Below are 17,359 nucleotides of genomic sequence, written 5' to 3'. Positions count from 1 at the left end.
CGGTCGGGCGAATGGCAGAAAGATGCGGCATCAGATCACCCAGCTGCCCGCACCCGGATCGGCGGGCTGGAGCGACAGGTCGGGCCGGACGGTCGGGCCGAGCGCGCGGATGCGGTCCTTGATATGGGCCGGGCGCGGACCGTCCGGCCCGGGCACCGCGTCGATCACATAGGGGACGTTGACCCGCCGCGCGCCTTCTTCGCGGTGGGCGATGGCTTCGCCGTCCTGGCCGACATCGACGGCGTCGCCGATATGGCGCGACCAGCCGCTGCCCGCCCACCAGATCACATCGCCCGAGCCGAGATCGTTTCCGGTCAGCAGCTTCATGCCCGTGCCTCCGCCGTCATTGCTGGATGGGCGTCGGCCAGCGCCAGCATGTCCTGCGCGCGGCCGAGCGCCGCGACCTCGCCGACCACGATCAGCGCCGGGCTGGCGACGCGGGCGCGGTCGATCAGCCCGCCCAGATCGGCGAGCAGCGTGCGGAGCGCCCGCGACCCCGGCCGGGTGCCGCGTTCGAGCACGGCGACCGGCATGGCCGGCGACACGCCGTCGGCGATCAGCTTGTCGGCGATATCGGCCCCTGTGGCGACGCCCATATAGATGACGAGCGTGCGGCCCTGACCGGCAAGGCCCGACCAGTCCTGATCGGCCAGCCCCTTGCACTGGCCGGCGACGAAGCTGACCGCGCTCGACCAGTTGCGGTGGGTGAGGGGCAGCATCGCCTCGGCCGCGCAGCCGAGCGCGGCCGACACGCCGGGCACGACCTCGACCGCGATGCCGGCGGCCTCGCACGCCTCGGCCTCTTCGCCGCCGCGACCGAAGATGAACGGATCGCCGCCCTTCAGCCGGACGACGCGGCGGCCCGCGCGCGCCTCTGCCACCAGCAGGGCGTTGATCTCTTCCTGCGGCATCGAATGGCGGCTGCGCGACTTGGCGACCGACACGCGCGGTGCCCGGCTCAGGTCGAGGATGCGGGGATCGACCAGCCCGTCATGGACGATCAGATCGGCCTCGGCGAGCAGCCGGGCGGCCTTCAAGGTCAGCAGATCGGGATCGCCTGGCCCGGCGCCGACCAGCCAGACACGCCCCGCCGGGGCCTGCGCGTGAGAAGAGGCAGCTGTCATGCCCGCCACATGGGGCGGGGCGCGAACAGCGGCAAAGCAGCGATGCTTGGGTGGGCTTTAGCTGAGCTTTTCGGTGGCCGGATCGGCCAGCCCGACGCCGATCGAGGCGCGCGGCTGCTCCGCCTCGGTCGACACGACCGGATAGGCGCAATAATCGGCGGCGTAATAGGCGCTTGGCCGGTGATTGCCCGACCAGCCGATGCCGCCAAAGGGCGCGGCGGACGATGCCCCGTTGGTCGGCCGGTTCCAGTTGACGATCCCGGCCCGGATATTGGCCCAGAACTGGTCGTAATGCGCCGGATTGCCGCCGATCAGCGCGGCGGACAGGCCATAGCGTGTGGCATTGGCCTCGATAATCGCAGCCTCGAAATCGGCGACGCGCACCACCTGAAGCACCGGGCCGAACATTTCGGCATCGGGCCGGTCGGCAATGCCGGTCATGTCGATCAGGCCGGGTTTGAGGAACGGGCGGCGTTCGTCGGGCCGTTCCAGATGCTTGATCACCCGGCCGCCCTTCATCATCAGCGCGAGGAACGCCTCGGTCAGGCTGTCGGCGGCGTCATTGTCGATCACCGGGCCGAGGAACGGGGCCGGCGTCGCATGCGGATGATCGATGATCAGCCGCTCGGTCAGCTTCAGCAGCTCGGCCATCAGCGGCTCATACAGCCCGTCGCGCACGATCAGCCGCCGCGCCGCCGTGCAGCGCTGCCCGGCCGACATGAATGCCGACTGGACGATCAGCGCCGCTGCCGCCCCCAGATCGCCGGTGTCCCAGGCGATGATCGGGTTGTTGCCGCCCATTTCGAGCGCAAGGATCTTCTCCGGCGTCTCCGCGAACTGGCGGTTGAGCGCGAGGCCGGTGCGCGCCGAACCGGTGAACAGCAGCCCGTCAATCCCGTCATGCGCGGCAAGCGCCCGGCCCTGATCCGGCCCGCCGATCACGAGGCGGATCACGCCTTCGGGAATGCCGGCCTCGCGGTAGAGCGCGACCAGCGCCGCGCCGACCGCAGGCGTCTTTTCCGACGGCTTGAACACCACCGCATTGCCGGCGAGCAAGGCGGGGACGATATGGCCATTGGGCAGATGGGCGGGAAAATTGTAAGGCCCAAGCACCGCGAGCACGCCGTGCGGCTTGTGCCTGAGCGCCATTTTCGCGCCCATCGCGCCTTCCAGCCGCTTCTTGCCGGTCCGCTCGCTATAGGCCGAAATCGAGATGTCGACCTTGGCGATCACGCTGTCGACCTCGGTGCGCGCTTCCCACAGCGGCTTGCCGGTTTCGCGCGCGATCAGGTCGGCCAGCTTTTCGGCCTCGGCACGGACATGGTTGGCGAAACGGCGCAGCGTTTCCATGCGGACGGTGAAGGGCCGCGACGCCCAGTCAACCCATGACGCGCGCGCCAGCGCGACCTCATGGTCGACATCGCTGAGCGGGGCGCGCCACAGTTCGGCACCGGTCGCGGGTTCGTGGGACAGCAGCTCGGGCGTCATCTGCCCGCCTTCCAGCACCCGGCCCGTCCCCGGTCAAGCCGCAACTGCCGCCCCCATGCGCCGGATCGCCGTGATCTTGGCCTCGAGCGGCTGCCAGTCATCCCGTTCGGCGATGCGCGCCCAGATCGCCTCGACCTCGTCGATATGCATGCTGCACGGCGCATCGTCGCGCCAATAGGGATGGTCGGTCGCGCGCACCGGCTGCCGCCCGGCGACGGCGGCGATGAACGGCGCAAAGGCCGGCAGCGTGTAAAGCGGGTCGGCGGGCGAGGGGCCGCGCCGCGCGCCGCCCGCCCAGTCGAAAAAGAACCGGTCGATCTCGACCCCGGTTTCGATCAGCCCCTGTTCGATCGCGCGGACGAGCGCGACATCGGCCTCATCGTCGTCGCTGCGCGCCACCCCCAGCCGCCACAGCATCCGGTCGACCAAAGCCGCGCGGTAGAGCGGGGCGAACCGGTCCAGCTCGGCGATCAGCGCGTCGACATCGGCGATGTCGCGCAACGCGCCCGCCAGCTGCACCGCGTTCCACTGGATCGCCTCGGGCTGGTGGCCGAACGCATACAGCCCGGTCTGGTCGAAATAGGCGGCGACAAAGCCGGTGTCGAAGCGCGGCGTGAACCGCCATGGCCCGTAATCAAAGCTTTCGCCGCTGATGTTGATATTGTCGGTGTTGAGTACGCCATGGACGAAGCCGGCGGCGATATAGCTGGCGGCAAGCCGTGCGGTCGCCGCGACGACATGGCGCAGGAGCGCCACCGGATCGCCGCTGGCATCGTCATGATAGGTGGCCAGCGCATGCGCCGTCAGCCGTTCCAGCCCGGCCCGGTCGCCCAGATAGGCGAGGCGCTGGAAACTGCCGATGCGGATATGGCCATGGCTCATCCTGACCAGCACCGCCGAGCGGGTGGGCGAGGGCTCGTCGCCCCGGTGCAGCTGCTCGCCGGTTTCGATCACCGAAAAGGTGCGCGAGGTCGGCACGCCCAGCGCCTCGAGCATTTCGGTCGCCAGAATCTCGCGCACCGCGCCTTTGAGCGTCAGCCGCCCGTCGCCGAACCGGCTGTAGGGCGTCTGCCCCGATCCCTTGGTGCCAAGGTCGCGCCAAAGCCCGTCCCGGTCGCGCAGCTGCGCGAACAGAAAGCCGCGCCCGTCGCCGATTTCGGGATTGTACACGCGGAACTGGTGGCCGTGATAACGCAGCGCCAGCGGCTGCGGCAGATTGCCGGGCAAGGGCGTGAAGCGCCCGAAATGGCGGACCCAGCCGGCATCGTCCAGCTCGTCCAGCCCGATCATCGCCGCCGCGCGGTCGTTGCGGAACCGCAGGATGGTCGCGGGAAAATCGGCCGCCTCCACCGGATCGGCAAGGAAATCGGCAACGGCGGCAATCGGCACGTCTGGCTGGGGTTGCGGGGCATCGGCCATGCCGTGATATGGGGGGCTTGGGCAGTGGGACGCAAGCATGGCCGGGTTCGCGCACGGATATTGGTGGTCGAACGACGGGCTGAGGCTGCATTACCGCGACTATGCGGGCGGGGCCGATGGCCGCCCGCCGATCCTGTGCCTGCCGGGGCTGACCCGCAATGCGCGCGATTTCGAGGCGCTGGCGGAACGGCTCAGCCCGGCATGGCGGGTGATCGCGCCCGAGTTTCGCGGCCGGGGCGAAAGCGCCTATGCCAAGGATCCGATGAGCTATGTCCCGCTCACCTATGTGCAGGACGTCGAGGCGCTGATCCGCCAGCTCGAGCTGGAGGCATTTGTGTCGATCGGCACGTCGCTGGGCGGGCTGGTGACGATGCTGATGGCCGGCGCCGAGCGCGAGCGGCTGAAGGGCGTGGTGCTCAATGATGTCGGCCCGGCGCTCGAACCGGCGGGGCTGGCGCGCATCCGCACCTATGTCGGCAAGGGCGGCAACTGGCCGACCTGGCTGCACGCCGCGCGCGCGCTGGCCGAGACCAACCGCTCCGCCTATCCGGGCTATGGCATCGAAGACTGGCTGGCGATGGCCAAGCGGCTTTACCGGCTGTCGTCGTCGGGCCGCATCGTCATCGATTATGATCCGCGCATCGCCGAACCGATGCGCCTGCCGGGCGGGGAGGCGGGGATCGACCTGTGGCCCGCGCTCGAACCGCTGCGCGGCGTGCCGCTCGTCATCCTGCGCGGGGCGCTGTCCGATCTGCTGGCCGAGGCGACGGTCGCGCGGATGCAGCAGCTGCTGCCGCTGGCCGAGGCGGTGACGGTGCCCGGCGTCGGCCATGCGCCGACCCTGGCTGAGCCGGCGGCGGTGGCGGCAATCGATGCGCTGCTGGCCCGCGTCTGGCCGGTCGCGGGACGATAAGCGGCTTGGCCGGTGAAAAACCGGTTTTGCGCTTCGCATGAAATCCATGCATAGGGCGCAGCATGAACGCAGCGACTATGGGGTTTAAGGGCCTTCGCCCGATCGTTTATGCCGGCCGGGAAGTCTGGCCGCTTGTCGAAGGGGGCAAGGGGGTTTCCGCCACCAACCATGCCAGTTCGGGCGCCTGGGCGGCGGCCGGGGGCATCGGCACGGTGTCGGCCGTCAATGCCGACAGCTATGATGCCGAAGGGCGGGTGATCCCGCAAATCTACCGCGCCCGCACCCGGCGCGACCGGCATGAAGAGCTGATCCAATATGCCATTGACGGCGCGGTCGAGCAGGTGCGCCGCGCTTATGACATGGCTGGCGGTCGCGGTGCGATCAACATCAACGTGCTGTGGGAAATGGGCGGGGCGCAGCGCGTGCTGCACGGCGTGCTGGAGCGGACGCGCGGGCTGGTCGCCGGCGTGACCTGCGGTGCGGGCATGCCCTATAAGCTGTCGGAAATCGCGGCATCCTATGGCGTCAGCTATCTGCCCATCGTCAGCTCGGCGCGCGCGTTCCGCGCGCTGTGGAAGCGCGCTTATTCCAAGGCATCGGAATGGCTGGGCGCAGTCGTTTATGAAGATCCCTGGCTGGCGGGCGGGCATAACGGCCTGTCCAACGCCGAAGATCCGCTGAAGCCCGAGGATCCTTATCCGCGCGTGAAGGCGCTGCGCGAGACGATGCGCGAGGGCGGGATTTCCGACGATGTGCCGATCGTGATGGCCGGCGGCGTCTGGTATCTGCGCGACTGGAACGACTGGATCGACAATCCCGAACTCGGCACCATCGCGTTTCAGTATGGCACGCGCCCGCTGCTGACCAAGGAAAGCCCGATCCCCGATGAATGGAAGGCGCGGCTGATGACGCTGGAGGAGGGCGATGTCCTGCTCCACCGTTTCTCGCCGACCGGTTTCTATTCCTCGGCGGTGCGCAACCCGTTCCTGCGCGACCTTGAGGCGCGGTCGGAACGCCAGATCGCCTTTTCGATGGAGCAGGCGGGCGACCATCAATATCAGCTCGATGTCGGGGTGCGCGGCAAGCATTTCTGGGTGACGCGCGGTGATCTGCTGCGCGCGCGCGAATGGCACGGCCTTGGCTTTACCGAAGCGCTGAAGACGCCGGACAACACTTTGGTGTTTGTCACGCCCGAGGACAAGGTGGTGATCCGCAAGGATCAGGCCGATTGCATGGGGTGCCTCAGCCAGTGTGCGTTTTCGTCCTGGGCGGACAATGAGGAAAACGCGACCGGGCGGCTGGCCGATCCGCGCAGCTTCTGCATCCAGAAGACGCTGCAGGACATTGCCCATGGCGGCGATGTGGACCGCAACCTGATGTTTGCCGGCCACAATGCCTATAACTTCAAGCGCGATCCCTTTTATTCAAACGGGTTCGTGCCGACGGTCAAGCAGCTGGTCGACCGCATCCTGACCGGCGACTGAAACCGCACGGGGCCGGGCGCATCACCGCCCGGCCCCGCCAGATCTCAGGCCCGCCTTCTCAGGTCCGCTCTCTCAGGCCCAGCCTTCCAGCACCTGATCGGGCGGGCGGTGGCCGTCCGCCCAGATGCGGATATTGGCGATCACCTTTTCACCGGTCGCATGCCGCGCCTCGATGGTGGCCGAGGCCATGTGCGGCAGCAGCACGACATTGGACAGGCCGATCAGCCGGGAATCGACCGCCGGTTCATGCGCGAACACATCCAGCCCCGCCCCGGCGATGATGCCCTGTTCAAGCGCATCGATCAGCGCCGGTTCGTCGACGATCTCGCCCCGGGCGATGTTGATCAGATAGCCTTGCCGGCCAAGCAGGGCGAGCCGGCGCGCGTCGATCAGATGATGGGTCGCGGCATTGTGCGGACAGTTGATCGACAGCATGTCGATTTCGGTCAGCATGTCGTCCAGTTCGGCATGATAGGTCGCATCGACCGCCTTTTCGACGACATGGGGCAGGCGGCGGCGGTTGTGATAATGGATCGCGATGCCGAAGCCGCGGGCGCGCAGCGCGATCGCCTGGCCGATACGCCCCATGCCGACAATGCCGAGCTTCTTGCCCGACACGCGCCGCCCGAGCATCGCGGTCGGCCCCCAGCCGGCCCATTCGCCCGACCGCACCAGCCGTTCGCCTTCCGACAGGCGGCGCGGCACCGCCAGGATCAGCGCCATCGCCATGTCGGCGGCATCGTCGGTCAGCACGCCCGGCGTGTTCGTCACCAGAATGTCGCGTGCGCGCGCCGCGCCCAGATCGATATGATCGACGCCATTGCCGTAATTGGCGATCAGCTTCAGCCGCGGCCCGGCGGCGGCGATCAGCGCGGCATCGACCCGGTCGACAATGGTCGGCACCAGCACATCGGCATCGGCGATCAGCGCGGCCAGCCGCTCGGGCGGCAGGGGCCGCTCTTCGGCCAGCGGCACGACATCGAACAGCTCGCGCATCCGCGCTTCGATCGCGTCGGGCAAGCGGCGCGTGACGACGACCCTGGGGCGAGCAAGAACAGCCATGGCAGGAGCTAGGCGGGCCGGGCGGCGCGCGTCAAGCTCGGCCGGCGGGGTTGATGCGCGCCGCCGCCTCGGGCAACACGGGGGCCATGAACTCTGTGACTGTCAAGCGCGCCCTGATCCTGGCTGCCGCGCTGCTGCTGCCGGCGGGCGATGCGCTCGCCCTGCAAAAGACGCCGCCTTACTGGGCCTCCATCGTTCCCGGTCAGGCGCGCACCCGCACCGGGCCGGGGCGCAATTATCCGGCGATGTGGATGTATCAGCGGCGCGGCCTGCCGGTCCGGGTGGTCGCGGTGTTTCCCGCCTGGCGCAAGGTCGAGGATCCAGACGGCGCGCAGGGCTGGATGCAGGCCAATATGCTGAGCGACGACCGCATGGCGATGGTGCGTGGCGGCGAAGCGGCGCTGCGCACCCGGCCGGAGGCGGGGGCGCCGATTGCGTGGCGTGCCGCTGACGGCGTGATCGGCCGGCTGCGCGCCTGCGCCGATGGCTGGTGCGAACTCGACATTGCCGGGCGGCGCGGCTGGGTGGAAACCGGCCGGCTGTGGGGCGTGGCGGCGGACGAGCGCCTGAACCGCTAAGCTAAGATTGCCGCTCAGCCGCCGGGCGGGGCCATGGCCACCCCCGCCGCCCCGGTTCTGGTGTCGATGGCGATGATCCGCACCGCCCGCCCGGCCAGCGCCGCCGCCGGAATCCGTGCCGCGAACAGCCCGGTCTGGCCGGCATAATCGAGCCGGTGGCGCGCCTGTTCACGCCCGGCGGCATCGACCAGCACGGCGCTGACATCGAACCGGGCTGAATCCCACAGCCCGCCCGGTTCGATCGGGCAGCCGCACATCAGCATCACTTGCGCGGCGATGCGCGCCGATCCGTCCGCCTCCGCTGCGGCGGGGGGCGATGGCCGCACGACCAGCCCGGGCAGTTCGAGCACGATCCCGTCGCCAAGCGTCGCCGCCGAGCCGGGGATCAGCCAGCGCGTGACCGCGACGCTGACCGCCGATTGCGGATCGCTGGCCGGGCCATAGGCGCTGATCTGCACCAGCTGCGGCCGGTCGAGGTCGAGCGTCGCGCGAAAGGCGGCGGTGCGCTCATCGGCCAGCGCCGCTCCGCGCGGCTGCGGCCCCATGATCCGCCCGGTGTCACCGGTGCCGCCGCTGGTCGGCCCTTCGGCCAGCAGCCGCCCGGTCGCGGCATCGGTGATCCGCACCATCGCCCCGCCCATCGACGAGCCGACATATTTGCCGCCTTGGCTGAGCACGCGGACCGTGACCGGCGTCGGCTCGGCACTGGCGGGCACTGCCAGCAAAGCCGCCGCAACACCCGGCAGCAGCCGGGACAAAAGGCCGGGAAATGTCATCGGGCGATGGTCCTTTGCCTGTTGGGCCTCATGGTGGAGCCATGTGCCGGCCACCAGTCTAGCAGGGCGGGCGGGGCGGCGGAAATGGTTCGATCATCGGGATAGACGAACCCATATGGCAAGATATCTTGACAAAAACGGCCAGATCGGCTAGTCATGCAAGGCTTGGCGCTGCGTTTTTGCGTCGCGCTCCCCCCTTCAGGAACATCATCATGACCGAACGGCGTGCCCGGCCGTCGCGGCGCTTTGCCGGCGCTGCGCGGACCCGTTTCCTCGATGCGCTGGCGGGGTGCGCGACGGTGCGCGAGGCGGCGCGGGCTGCCGGCGTGTCGCACGACACCGTCTATCGTCACCGGCTGCGCGATGCCGGGTTCCGCGCCGATTGGGCGCGCGCGATCGATCAGGCCTATGCCCGGATCGAGGCCGAACTGATCGGCGAGGCCGCTGCCGCGCTCGCCGATCCGGGCGCGGCCGACGAACAGCCGGACATGGCCGACCCGCCGGGCAGCCGTGCCCCCGCCGACAAGGCGGTGTGGGACCGGGCGCTGCAATTGCTGCGGCTGCACCGGATGGGCACCCGCGCAGATGCCGATGCGGCGGCTGGTACCGGTGCGGCCATGCCGGTTGAAGAGGCGCGGGCGCGGCTGATCGCGCGGCTGGTGGCGATGGGGCTGGTCGGGCGGGCGGACTGATCGGTGGCCGGCAGCAGGGGAGGGATGACAGGCATGACCGGAACCGGGGCCGACGCGCGCGCGGCGCAGGCGTGGCTGGATGCATTGCGCGGGCTGCCGGGCGATGCGGTGCTGGACGCGCTGCGCGCGCTGCCCGATGCGGTGTCGTTCGCGCTCGCCGCCGACTGGCAGAGCTTTGCACTCGCCGGGCAACGGCCGCCGCCCGGCGACTGGCGGATCTGGCTGCTGATGGCCGGGCGCGGCTATGGCAAGACGCGCGCCGGGGCCGAATGGGTGTCGGCGCTGGCGCGCGCCGATGGCGGGCTGCGCATCGCGCTTGTCGGTGCTACGCTCGACGATGTCCGGCAGGTGATGGTGGAGGGCGAAAGCGGCATTCTGGCCGTCGCCCGCGCGCATGAACGGCCGCGCTGGTATCCCAGCCGCAGGCTGCTGCGCTTTTCCTCGGGGGCCGAGGCCCATGCCTATTCGGCCGAACGGCCCGATGGCCTGAGGGGGCCGCAGCACCATCATGGCTGGTGCGACGAACTCGCCAAATGGCGGCACGCCGATGCGGCGTGGGACAATCTGCGGATGGGGATGCGGCTGGGCGCGCATCCGCGCCTGCTGATCACCACCACCCCCCGGCCGACGCCGCTGCTCCAGCGCATTCTCGGCCTGCCCGATGTCGCGGTGGCGCATGGGCGGACGGCCGAAAATCCGCATCTGGCCGCCGCGGTGCGCGCCGATCTGCACGCCAGCTATGGCGGCACACGGCTCGGCCGGCAGGAACTGGACGGCGAGATGCTGGCCGATGTCGAAGGCGCGCTGTGGACGCGTGCGGCGATCGAAGCGGCGCGGCGGCCCCGGCCGGCGGCGCTTGCCCGGGTGGTGATCGGGGTCGATCCGCCGGCCAGCGCCGGGGGCGTGTGCGGGGTGGTCGTCGCCGGGGCCGATGCCGCCGGGCAGCTTTACGTGCTGGGCGATGCCAGCCTGTCCGCCGCGCCGCATGGCTGGGCCGCCGCCGTCGCCGCCGCCGCGCGCGACTGGCAGGCCGATCTGGTGGTGGCGGAGGCCAATCAGGGCGGCGACATGGTGGGGGCGGTGCTGGCCGCCGCCGATGTCGCGCTGCCGCTGCGGCTGGTTCATGCCAGCCGGGGCAAGGCGGCGCGGGCCGAGCCGGTGGCGCTGCTGTTCGAACGCGGCACCGCCTTTCTGGCCGGCTGCTTCCCGGCGCTTGAAGACCAGATGGCCGGGCTGCTCGCCGGGGGCGGCTATGCCGGGCCGGGGCGCAGCCCCGACCGCGCCGATGCGATGGTGTGGGCGATGACCGCGCTGATCGGCGGCGCACGGCCGCGCGCCGCGGTCAGCCGCCTCTGAGGTTGTGCGCGCATCAATTGCTATTGCGAATCGATCTCACTCGCAATAGCAAGCGGGCCATGCTGATTCCCTCGCTCCTCGCCGCGGCTGCCAATGCCGCGCTCGTCGCCGACGCGGCCCCCGCCGAGGCGGGTCCGGTCATCACCGTCACCGCCACCCGTGAACCGCGCAGCGTCGACGAGGTGCCGGCCATCGTCACCGTGATCGATGCCGACCGGATTGCCGATGAACTGGCCAGCGATGTCCGCGATCTCGTCCGCTTCGAACCCGGCATCACCGTGCGCCGCGCGCCCAGCCGGTTCGGCGCGGCGTTCGGGTCCACGGGGCGCGACGGCAATGCCGGGATCAACATTCGCGGCATCGAGGGCAATCGCGTGCTGATCCAGGTCGATGGCGTGCGCGTGCCCGACGGGTTCGAGTTTGGCGCGCAGGCCGCCGGGCGCGGCGATTATGTCGATCTGGGGCTGATCAAATCGGTCGAGATCCTGCGCGGCCCGGCCTCGGCGCTTTATGGCAGTGACGGGCTGGCGGGGGCGATCAGCTTCCAGACCAGCGATCCCGAGGATCTGCTGACCGGCGGGCAGAGTTTTGCCGGCAGCGTGCGTGCGGCCTATGACAGCGCCGATCAGCAATGGTCGAACACCGCGATCCTTGCCGGGCGCTCGGGCGACTGGTCGGCGCTGATTGCTTACACGCGGCGCGACGGGCAGGAACTGGACAATCAGGGCAGCAACGACGCGCCCAATGCCAACCGCACCACCCCCAATCCGCAGGACACGCGCGGCAATGCGGTGCTGGGCAAGCTGGTCTGGTCACCCGATGCCGCCAACCGCATCCGCCTGACCGCCGAATATAATGACAACCGCATCGCCACCAATGTGCTGAGCGGCATCGCCCCGGTGGCGACCGCGCCGACCAGCGTGATCGGGCTTACGGCGCGCGATACCGTCAGCCGCCACCGCGTCGCGCTCGACTGGCGGCGCGAAGGCGATGGCGCGATCCGCTTCATGCAGGCGAGCCTCTGGTATCAGGATGGCGAGAACCGCCAGTTCACCGCCGAGGACCGCAACACCGCCGCCGACCGCACCCGGCTCAACACATTCGACAACCGGGTGATCGGCGCGGCGCTGGAGCTGCGCTCGACACTGGCCACCGGCCCGGTCAGCCACAGCCTTGTCTATGGCGCCGACGGCTCGATCACCCGCCAGAACGGGCTGCGCGACGGCACGGTGCCGCCGGCCGGCGAAACCTTCCCGACACGGGCGTTTCCGACCACCGATTTCACGCTCGCCGGGCTGTTCCTGACCGACGAGATCCGCATCGGCGACGGGGCGGTGACGCTGTTCCCGGCGCTGCGTTTCGACCATTTCTCGCTCGATCCGCGTGCCGATGCGCTGCTGCCGCAATTCCGCGCGGCCGAACAGAGCGGATCGCGCCTGTCGCCCAAGCTTGGCGCGACGGCGCGGCTGGGAGGAGGGCTCAGCCTGTTCGGCCAATATGCGCAAGGGTTCCGCGCCCCGTCGCCGACGCAGGTCAACAACTTCTTCTCTAACCCGCTGCAAAACTACATCTCGATCGCCAATCCCGATCTGCGCCCCGAAACCAGCGCGACCGTCGAGGGCGGGGTGCGGTTCGGCAGCCGCGAGGTGTCGGCCAGCGTCACCGCATTTCAGGCGCGCTACCGGCGCTTCATCGCCCAGCAGCTGGTCGGCGGCACGCTGACGCCGGCCGATCCGGGGGTGTTCCAGTTCGTCAATCTCGACCGGGTGCGGATCAATGGCTGGGAAGGGCGGCTCGACTGGCGCAGCCGCTCGGGCGTCACGACGCGCTTTGCCATCGCCTATGCCAAGGGCGACGTCATCGCCCCCGATGGCGGCCGCAGCCCGCTGGTGACGATCAATCCGGTCAACGTCGTGGTCGGGGCCGGCTATCGCGATCCCGGCGGGCGGTTCGGCGGCGAGCTGATCCTGACATCGAGCGCGCGCAAGGCCGCCGACCGGGCCGAGGGGCTGTGCACCGGCCCGTGCTTCCGCCCCGATGGCTTCACCATCCTCGATCTGACCGCCTTCTGGCGGCTGTCGCCGGCGCTTACCGTGCGCGCGGGCGTGTTCAACCTCACCGACGCCAAATATGCCTGGTGGGCCGATGTGCGCGGCCTGCCGGCCAGCTCGACCGTCACCGACGCCTTCACCCAGCCCGGCCGCAATGTCAGCGCCTCGATCAGCGCGCGCTTCTGACCGGCCCGGCACATTTTCGACAGAACATCCTGATATGGGGAGAAAACAGATGAAGCTCAGGCATTTGCTGCTTGCCGCCGCGATGACCCTCAGCCCGTTTGCGCTTCAGGCGCAGGCTGGTCCGGGCCAGGCTGAACCCGCTCCGGCCATCCAGTCATCGCGGCTGGGCGCGGACGAGGCGGCGGCCTTTGCCGCCGACCGGGCGGCGATCCTCGGCATGGCCGGCGACTATCGCGTCCGCTTCGACATGCAGGAAGCGACCGCATGGGCCGCGGGCTATCAGCCGCTCGACCGCAAGATTTCGGGCGGCCATGAGATCGTCCGGGTGATCGAGGACAGCGGCCGCCACATCAAGCTTCAGCATCTGCTGATCGCCAGCCATGACGGCAAAAGCCATGTCATCAAGCATTGGCGGCAGGACTGGACCTATGAACCCGAAACCGTGCTCACCTATCAGGGCAAGGACCGCTGGGTGCTGACCCCGGTGGGCGCGGCGGAGCGGCGCGGCGCATGGTCGCAGACGGTGTGGCAGACCGATGATTCGCCGCGTTATGGCGGGGTCGGGCGCTGGACGCTCACCGGCGGCGTGCCGCGCTGGCGCTCGGGCTGGACGTGGCGGCCGCTGGCGCGCCGCGATGCGGTGCGCAAGCCCGTTTACGACCGCTATCTGTCGATCAACCGCCATTCGCCGGCCCCGGGGGGCGGCTGGATCCACTGGCAGGACAATCTGAAAATGGGCCCCGACAGCGCCGGCGGCCCGCCCCGGCCGGTGGTGCAGGAATATGTGCTCAACAGCTATACCCGCTTTGGCGATTATGACGTCGCGGCCGGCGATGCCTATTGGGGCAAGACGCAAGCCTATTGGGCGGGCGTGCGCGCGGCATGGGACGCGGCGATTGCGCGCGGGCGCGGCGTGACCATCGCCGAAGAGGCGGAGACCGGCTCGGTCGTCGCCGCCCGGCTGATGGAACTGGCCGACGAGATTGTGGATGGAAAGCGCGAAACCGGCCCGGCCATTGCCGAGGCGCGGGCGCTGATCGCCAAGCATAGCCGGTAAACATCCCCCAAACTGGCCCGCCCCGCTGTCCCGGCTCTGGCTGCCGGGCAGAGCCACGGGGCGGGCATCCTTTTGCCTTTTTGCCCGCCTGCCGGCCTGATTTGCTGGCCGCTTGCGCAACGGCGGCGGGAATGTCACCTTGCCGTCATCGCAGCCGTTCGGGGGGATGAGCATGCACGGGGGACAGGAGTTTTTTCCGGGGCCGGGCGGGTCCGCGCGGGGCAGCTTTGCCGACCGCGTCGACACACCGGCATTTCGCGCCGAACTGGCGCGCGCCCGCGCCCATGTCGCGGCGCTTGAGGCCGAATATCGCACCGCCGTCGCCCGGACGCGCCCCTCGACCGATGCGCGGCACGATGCCGGGACCGGCCATTTGCTCGGCCGCTCGCCCATCGACCGCGCCTGCAATGCCGCGATCTGGGCGGTCATCGCCCTGCCGGTGGTGCTGGGCATCGCCGCGCTGGTGCGGCGGCTGCTGTTCGGCTGAACGCCGCCGGCCGGGTGGCCGGTGCCGTGCGTCAGCCCCGGGCCGGCCCGGTGGCGTCTTCGGCCCCGTCTTCAGCCTCGACCTCGGCGATATCGGCCGGCCCCGCGGCGCTGGTCGCGCGGCGCTTCAGCCGGTGCTCGCGATAGACGATGTACAGCCCGCTGCCGATGATCAGCGGCGCGCCCGCCCATAAGGTCGGCCCCGGCACGGTGCCGAACACCAGCCAGCCGATCAGCGCCGCCCAGATCAGGTTCGAATAGTCGATCGGCAGCACCACCGACACCGGAGCCAGCCGCAGCGAGGCGGTCAGGCCAAGCTGCGCCAGCGCGCCGGTGATGCCAAGGGCGAGCAACAGGCCGAAGGTCGGCGCATCATGCACCTTGGCGGCAACCGGCATGGCAAAGGCGAGCGCGGCCGTGCCCATCACCGTGAACCAGAACACCGTCGTCGTCGCGCTTTCGGTGCGCCCGATCTGGCGCAGCGTGATGCTGACCCCGGCGACGACCAGCGCCGCGGTCAGCCCGACCGCGACGCCAAGCGGCGGCAGCGCGGCGTTGCGCGGATCAACGACCAAAGCGACGCCGACAAAGCCGACCACCACCGCCGACCAGCGGTGCCGCCCGACCTTTTCCTTCAGAATCAGCGCCGACAGGATGGTCGCGAAGATCGGCGTGGTGAACAGGATCACCGTCGCCTCGGCAAGCGGCAGCAGCAGATAGGTGCTGAAGTTGAGCGCCATGCCGGTCAGCCCGATCACCGTGCGCCAGCCATGCGCGCCCAGCCTTTTGGTGCGCACCGAGGCGAAGCCGGGTCCGGCCCAAAGCCAGCCCAGCACCAGCGGCAGTGCCAGCGCCTGACGATAGAAGATGCTTTCGACGAGCGACACGTCATGCGCCTCGACGAGCTTGACGAGCGTAAACATGAGGGTGAGCGCAATCGCCGCGGCAAGCCGGATCAGGATCGCAAGCAACGGGCGTTCGGCGCGCATCGCAGCCATTAATCGGGCCTCCCCCGGTCCGGCCCGGCCATCATCTCCGCTCTCATCTCTCCCTCTTGTGCGGAATCGGCGGACGGCGCTAGGGGCCGGGTGAGAAAAGCACGAAACAAAATTGCGTCCCGCCCCGTCGCCGGTCCCGGCGGCACAGGCTTATCGGCCGCCCCCAAGGCGGCAGCAGGAGAGTTGACCGGCTTATGCGCGAGATTTCCCATGTCATCGTCGGCGATGCCGGCGTTTCGCCCCGCACGGGCGATGTGTTCGATCCCAATAGCGGTCAGGTGCAGGCGCGGGTGGCGCTGGGCGACCGGGCGCTGCTCGACCGCGCGGTGGCGGCGGCCGAGGCCGCGCAGCCGGCCTGGGCGGCGACCAACCCGCAGCGCCGCGCGCGGGTGATGTTCCGGTTCAAGGAACTGGTCGAAGCGAACATGGACGAGCTGGCCCGGCTGCTGTCGTCCGAACATGGCAAGGTGATTGCCGATGCCAAGGGCGACATCCAGCGCGGGCTGGAGGTGATCGAGTTCTGCTGCGGCATCCCCCATGCGCTGAAGGGCGAATATAGCCAGGGTGCAGGCCCCGGCATCGACGTCTATTCGATGCGTCTGCCGCTGGGCATCGGTGCGGGGATCACGCCGTTCAACTTCCCGGCGATGATCCCGATGTGGATGTTCGGCCCGGCGATTGCGTGCGGCAATGCCTTTATCCTGAAACCCTCGGAGCGCGACCCCTCGGTCCCCGTCCGTCTGGCCGAGCTGATGCGCGAGGCGGGGCTGCCCGAAGGCGTGCTGCAGGTCGTGCATGGCGACAAGGAAATGGTCGATGCGATCCTCGACCATCCGGCGATTGCGGCGGTCAGTTTCGTCGGTTCGTCCGACATTGCCCATTATGTCTATCGGCGCGGCGTCGATGCCGGCAAGCGCGTGCAGGCGATGGGCGGGGCCAAGAATCACGGCATCGTCATGCCCGATGCGGACATGGATCAGGTGGTGAAGGACCTGACCGGCGCGGCATTCGGCTCGGCGGGCGAACGCTGCATGGCGCTGCCGGTCGTCGTGCCGGTCGGCGAGAACACCGCCGACCGGCTGCGCGAGGCGCTGCTGCCCGCGATTGCGGCGCTGCGCATCGGCGTGTCGACCGATGACGAGGCGCATTACGGGCCGGTGGTCAATGCCGCGCACAAGGCGCGCGTCGAACAATGGATCCAGACCGGCGTCGATGAAGGCGCGGAGCTGGTTGTCGACGGGCGCGGCTTTACCCTGCAGGGGCATGAGCAGGGCTTTTTCATCGGCCCGAGCCTGTTCGACCATGTCACCCCCGACATGCAGAGCTATCGCGAGGAGATTTTCGGCCCGGTGCTGCAGATCGTCCGCGCGCCCGATTTCGAAACCGCGCTGCGCCTGCCGAGCGCGCATCAATATGGCAATGGCGTCGCCATCTTCACCCGCAACGGCCATGCCGCGCGCGAGTTTGCGGCGCGGGTGAATGTCGGCATGGTCGGCATCAACGTGCCGATCCCGGTGCCGGTCGCCTATCACACCTTTGGCGGCTGGAAGCGTTCGGCGTTTGGCGACACCAACCAGCACGGCATGGAAGGCGTGCGCTTCTGGACGCGGATCAAGACCGTCACCCAGCGCTGGCCCGACGGCTCGCCGGACGGCGGCAACGCCTTTGTCATTCCCACCATGGGCTGAA

16 protein-coding genes are annotated in these 17,359 nt (G+C 69.4%); 9 read left to right on the top strand and 7 right to left on the bottom strand.

Annotated features, from left to right (window positions below; all coding sequences use genetic code 11):
* Positions 1-30: 30 nt before the first annotated feature.
* Genes OPU66_RS09360 through OPU66_RS09345 form a run of 4 tightly spaced genes read right to left on the bottom strand, consistent with a single transcriptional unit; the run spans position 31 to position 4,031 of the window.
* Positions 31-327: a DUF2849 domain-containing protein gene (locus OPU66_RS09360; protein ID WP_498553358.1), complete on the bottom strand. Its 297-nt coding sequence runs from the start codon at positions 325-327 to the stop codon at positions 31-33.
* A complete protein-coding gene (cobA, locus tag OPU66_RS09355) occupies positions 324-1,124 on the bottom strand; it encodes a uroporphyrinogen-III C-methyltransferase (protein ID WP_498553357.1) in 801 nt (266 codons plus the stop codon). Before cobA ends, OPU66_RS09360 begins: the two co-directional genes overlap by 4 nt.
* A 57-nt stretch (positions 1,125-1,181) precedes the next feature.
* Positions 1,182-2,612, bottom strand: a complete 1,431-nt coding sequence (astD, locus tag OPU66_RS09350) for a succinylglutamate-semialdehyde dehydrogenase (RefSeq protein ID WP_498553356.1) — start codon at positions 2,610-2,612, stop codon at positions 1,182-1,184.
* A gap of 33 nt (positions 2,613-2,645) precedes the next feature.
* On the bottom strand, positions 2,646-4,031 hold the full coding sequence (locus tag OPU66_RS09345; protein ID WP_498553355.1) for a protein adenylyltransferase SelO family protein: 1,386 nt from the start codon (positions 4,029-4,031) through the stop codon (positions 2,646-2,648).
* 37 nt (positions 4,032-4,068) lie between these two features.
* Here OPU66_RS09345 and OPU66_RS09340 point away from each other — a divergent pair, with 37 nt between their 5' ends.
* Both OPU66_RS09340 and OPU66_RS09335 read left to right on the top strand, forming a co-directional pair.
* Positions 4,069-4,944: an alpha/beta fold hydrolase gene (locus tag OPU66_RS09340; RefSeq protein ID WP_498553354.1), complete on the top strand. Its 876-nt coding sequence runs from the start codon at positions 4,069-4,071 to the stop codon at positions 4,942-4,944.
* Between the two features lie 77 nt (positions 4,945-5,021).
* Positions 5,022-6,428 carry an NAD(P)H-dependent flavin oxidoreductase gene (locus OPU66_RS09335; protein ID WP_498553378.1) on the top strand — a complete coding sequence of 469 codons (1,407 nt, stop codon included), beginning with the start codon at positions 5,022-5,024 and terminating at the stop codon, positions 6,426-6,428.
* Positions 6,429-6,500: 72 nt separating this feature from the next.
* Here OPU66_RS09335 and OPU66_RS09330 read toward each other — a convergent pair whose 3' ends face one another.
* Positions 6,501-7,490, bottom strand: a complete 990-nt coding sequence (locus OPU66_RS09330) for a 2-hydroxyacid dehydrogenase (protein WP_498553353.1) — start codon at positions 7,488-7,490, stop codon at positions 6,501-6,503.
* Between the two features lie 86 nt (positions 7,491-7,576).
* On the opposite strand from OPU66_RS09330, the gene OPU66_RS09325 reads away from it, so the two are divergent.
* On the top strand, positions 7,577-8,068 hold the full coding sequence (locus OPU66_RS09325) for an SH3 domain-containing protein (RefSeq protein ID WP_498553352.1): 492 nt from the start codon (positions 7,577-7,579) through the stop codon (positions 8,066-8,068).
* Positions 8,069-8,082: 14 nt separating this feature from the next.
* Here the strand turns inward: OPU66_RS09325 and OPU66_RS09320 are convergent, their stop codons facing one another.
* Entirely contained in the window at positions 8,083-8,844 is a 762-nt protein-coding gene (locus OPU66_RS09320) for a hypothetical protein (protein WP_498553351.1), read from the bottom strand.
* A 212-nt stretch (positions 8,845-9,056) separates the two neighbouring features.
* Here OPU66_RS09320 and OPU66_RS09315 point away from each other — a divergent pair, with 212 nt between their 5' ends.
* The 5 genes from OPU66_RS09315 to OPU66_RS09295 all read left to right on the top strand — a co-directional run bounded on the left by OPU66_RS09315 (position 9,057) and on the right by OPU66_RS09295 (position 14,673).
* Positions 9,057-9,536: a hypothetical protein gene (locus OPU66_RS09315; RefSeq protein WP_498553350.1), complete on the top strand. Its 480-nt coding sequence runs from the start codon at positions 9,057-9,059 to the stop codon at positions 9,534-9,536.
* Between the two features lie 33 nt (positions 9,537-9,569).
* Positions 9,570-10,892, top strand: a complete 1,323-nt coding sequence (locus OPU66_RS09310) for a terminase large subunit domain-containing protein (RefSeq protein WP_498553349.1) — start codon at positions 9,570-9,572, stop codon at positions 10,890-10,892.
* Between the two features lie 59 nt (positions 10,893-10,951).
* The gene (locus tag OPU66_RS09305) at positions 10,952-13,129 is read left to right on the top strand and encodes a TonB-dependent hemoglobin/transferrin/lactoferrin family receptor (protein WP_498553348.1); all 2,178 of its coding nucleotides are present in this window, start codon (positions 10,952-10,954) and stop codon (positions 13,127-13,129) included.
* A 49-nt stretch (positions 13,130-13,178) separates the two neighbouring features.
* Positions 13,179-14,186 carry a DUF6607 family protein gene (locus tag OPU66_RS09300; RefSeq protein ID WP_498553347.1) on the top strand — a complete coding sequence of 336 codons (1,008 nt, stop codon included), beginning with the start codon at positions 13,179-13,181 and terminating at the stop codon, positions 14,184-14,186.
* 172 nt (positions 14,187-14,358) lie between these two features.
* Complete coding sequence (locus OPU66_RS09295; protein WP_498553346.1) at positions 14,359-14,673, top strand: hypothetical protein; 315 nt, start codon at positions 14,359-14,361, stop codon at positions 14,671-14,673.
* 31 nt (positions 14,674-14,704) lie between these two features.
* Here the strand turns inward: OPU66_RS09295 and OPU66_RS09290 are convergent, their stop codons facing one another.
* Complete coding sequence (locus tag OPU66_RS09290) at positions 14,705-15,670, bottom strand: DMT family transporter (RefSeq protein WP_498553345.1); 966 nt, start codon at positions 15,668-15,670, stop codon at positions 14,705-14,707.
* Between the two features lie 194 nt (positions 15,671-15,864).
* Here OPU66_RS09290 and OPU66_RS09285 point away from each other — a divergent pair, with 194 nt between their 5' ends.
* Complete coding sequence (locus OPU66_RS09285) at positions 15,865-17,358, top strand: CoA-acylating methylmalonate-semialdehyde dehydrogenase (RefSeq protein WP_498553344.1); 1,494 nt, start codon at positions 15,865-15,867, stop codon at positions 17,356-17,358.
* Position 17,359: the final 1 nt, after the last annotated feature.

This window comes from Sphingomonas sp. URJC2, from assembly GCF_059803575.1.
This window is presented reverse-complemented; position numbering and strand designations above follow the sequence as displayed.

What these genes read in the sequence shown, in the direction of transcription:
- OPU66_RS09360 (WP_498553358.1), bottom strand. Translation starts at nt 327, where the DNA reads ATGAAGCTGCTGACCGGAAACGATCTCGGCTCGGGCGATGTGATCTGG.
- cobA (WP_498553357.1), bottom strand. Translation starts at nt 1,124, where the DNA reads ATGACAGCTGCCTCTTCTCACGCGCAGGCCCCGGCGGGGCGTGTCTGG.
- astD (WP_498553356.1), bottom strand. Translation starts at nt 2,612, where the DNA reads ATGACGCCCGAGCTGCTGTCCCACGAACCCGCGACCGGTGCCGAACTG.
- OPU66_RS09345 (WP_498553355.1), bottom strand. Translation starts at nt 4,031, where the DNA reads ATGGCCGATGCCCCGCAACCCCAGCCAGACGTGCCGATTGCCGCCGTT.
- OPU66_RS09340 (WP_498553354.1), top strand. Translation starts at nt 4,069, where the DNA reads ATGGCCGGGTTCGCGCACGGATATTGGTGGTCGAACGACGGGCTGAGG.
- OPU66_RS09335 (WP_498553378.1), top strand. Translation starts at nt 5,022, where the DNA reads ATGGGGTTTAAGGGCCTTCGCCCGATCGTTTATGCCGGCCGGGAAGTC.
- OPU66_RS09330 (WP_498553353.1), bottom strand. Translation starts at nt 7,490, where the DNA reads ATGGCTGTTCTTGCTCGCCCCAGGGTCGTCGTCACGCGCCGCTTGCCC.
- OPU66_RS09325 (WP_498553352.1), top strand. Translation starts at nt 7,577, where the DNA reads ATGAACTCTGTGACTGTCAAGCGCGCCCTGATCCTGGCTGCCGCGCTG.
- OPU66_RS09320 (WP_498553351.1), bottom strand. Translation starts at nt 8,844, where the DNA reads ATGACATTTCCCGGCCTTTTGTCCCGGCTGCTGCCGGGTGTTGCGGCG.
- OPU66_RS09315 (WP_498553350.1), top strand. Translation starts at nt 9,057, where the DNA reads ATGACCGAACGGCGTGCCCGGCCGTCGCGGCGCTTTGCCGGCGCTGCG.
- OPU66_RS09310 (WP_498553349.1), top strand. Translation starts at nt 9,570, where the DNA reads ATGACCGGAACCGGGGCCGACGCGCGCGCGGCGCAGGCGTGGCTGGAT.
- OPU66_RS09305 (WP_498553348.1), top strand. Translation starts at nt 10,952, where the DNA reads ATGCTGATTCCCTCGCTCCTCGCCGCGGCTGCCAATGCCGCGCTCGTC.
- OPU66_RS09300 (WP_498553347.1), top strand. Translation starts at nt 13,179, where the DNA reads ATGAAGCTCAGGCATTTGCTGCTTGCCGCCGCGATGACCCTCAGCCCG.
- OPU66_RS09295 (WP_498553346.1), top strand. Translation starts at nt 14,359, where the DNA reads ATGCACGGGGGACAGGAGTTTTTTCCGGGGCCGGGCGGGTCCGCGCGG.
- OPU66_RS09290 (WP_498553345.1), bottom strand. Translation starts at nt 15,670, where the DNA reads ATGGCTGCGATGCGCGCCGAACGCCCGTTGCTTGCGATCCTGATCCGG.
- OPU66_RS09285 (WP_498553344.1), top strand. Translation starts at nt 15,865, where the DNA reads ATGCGCGAGATTTCCCATGTCATCGTCGGCGATGCCGGCGTTTCGCCC.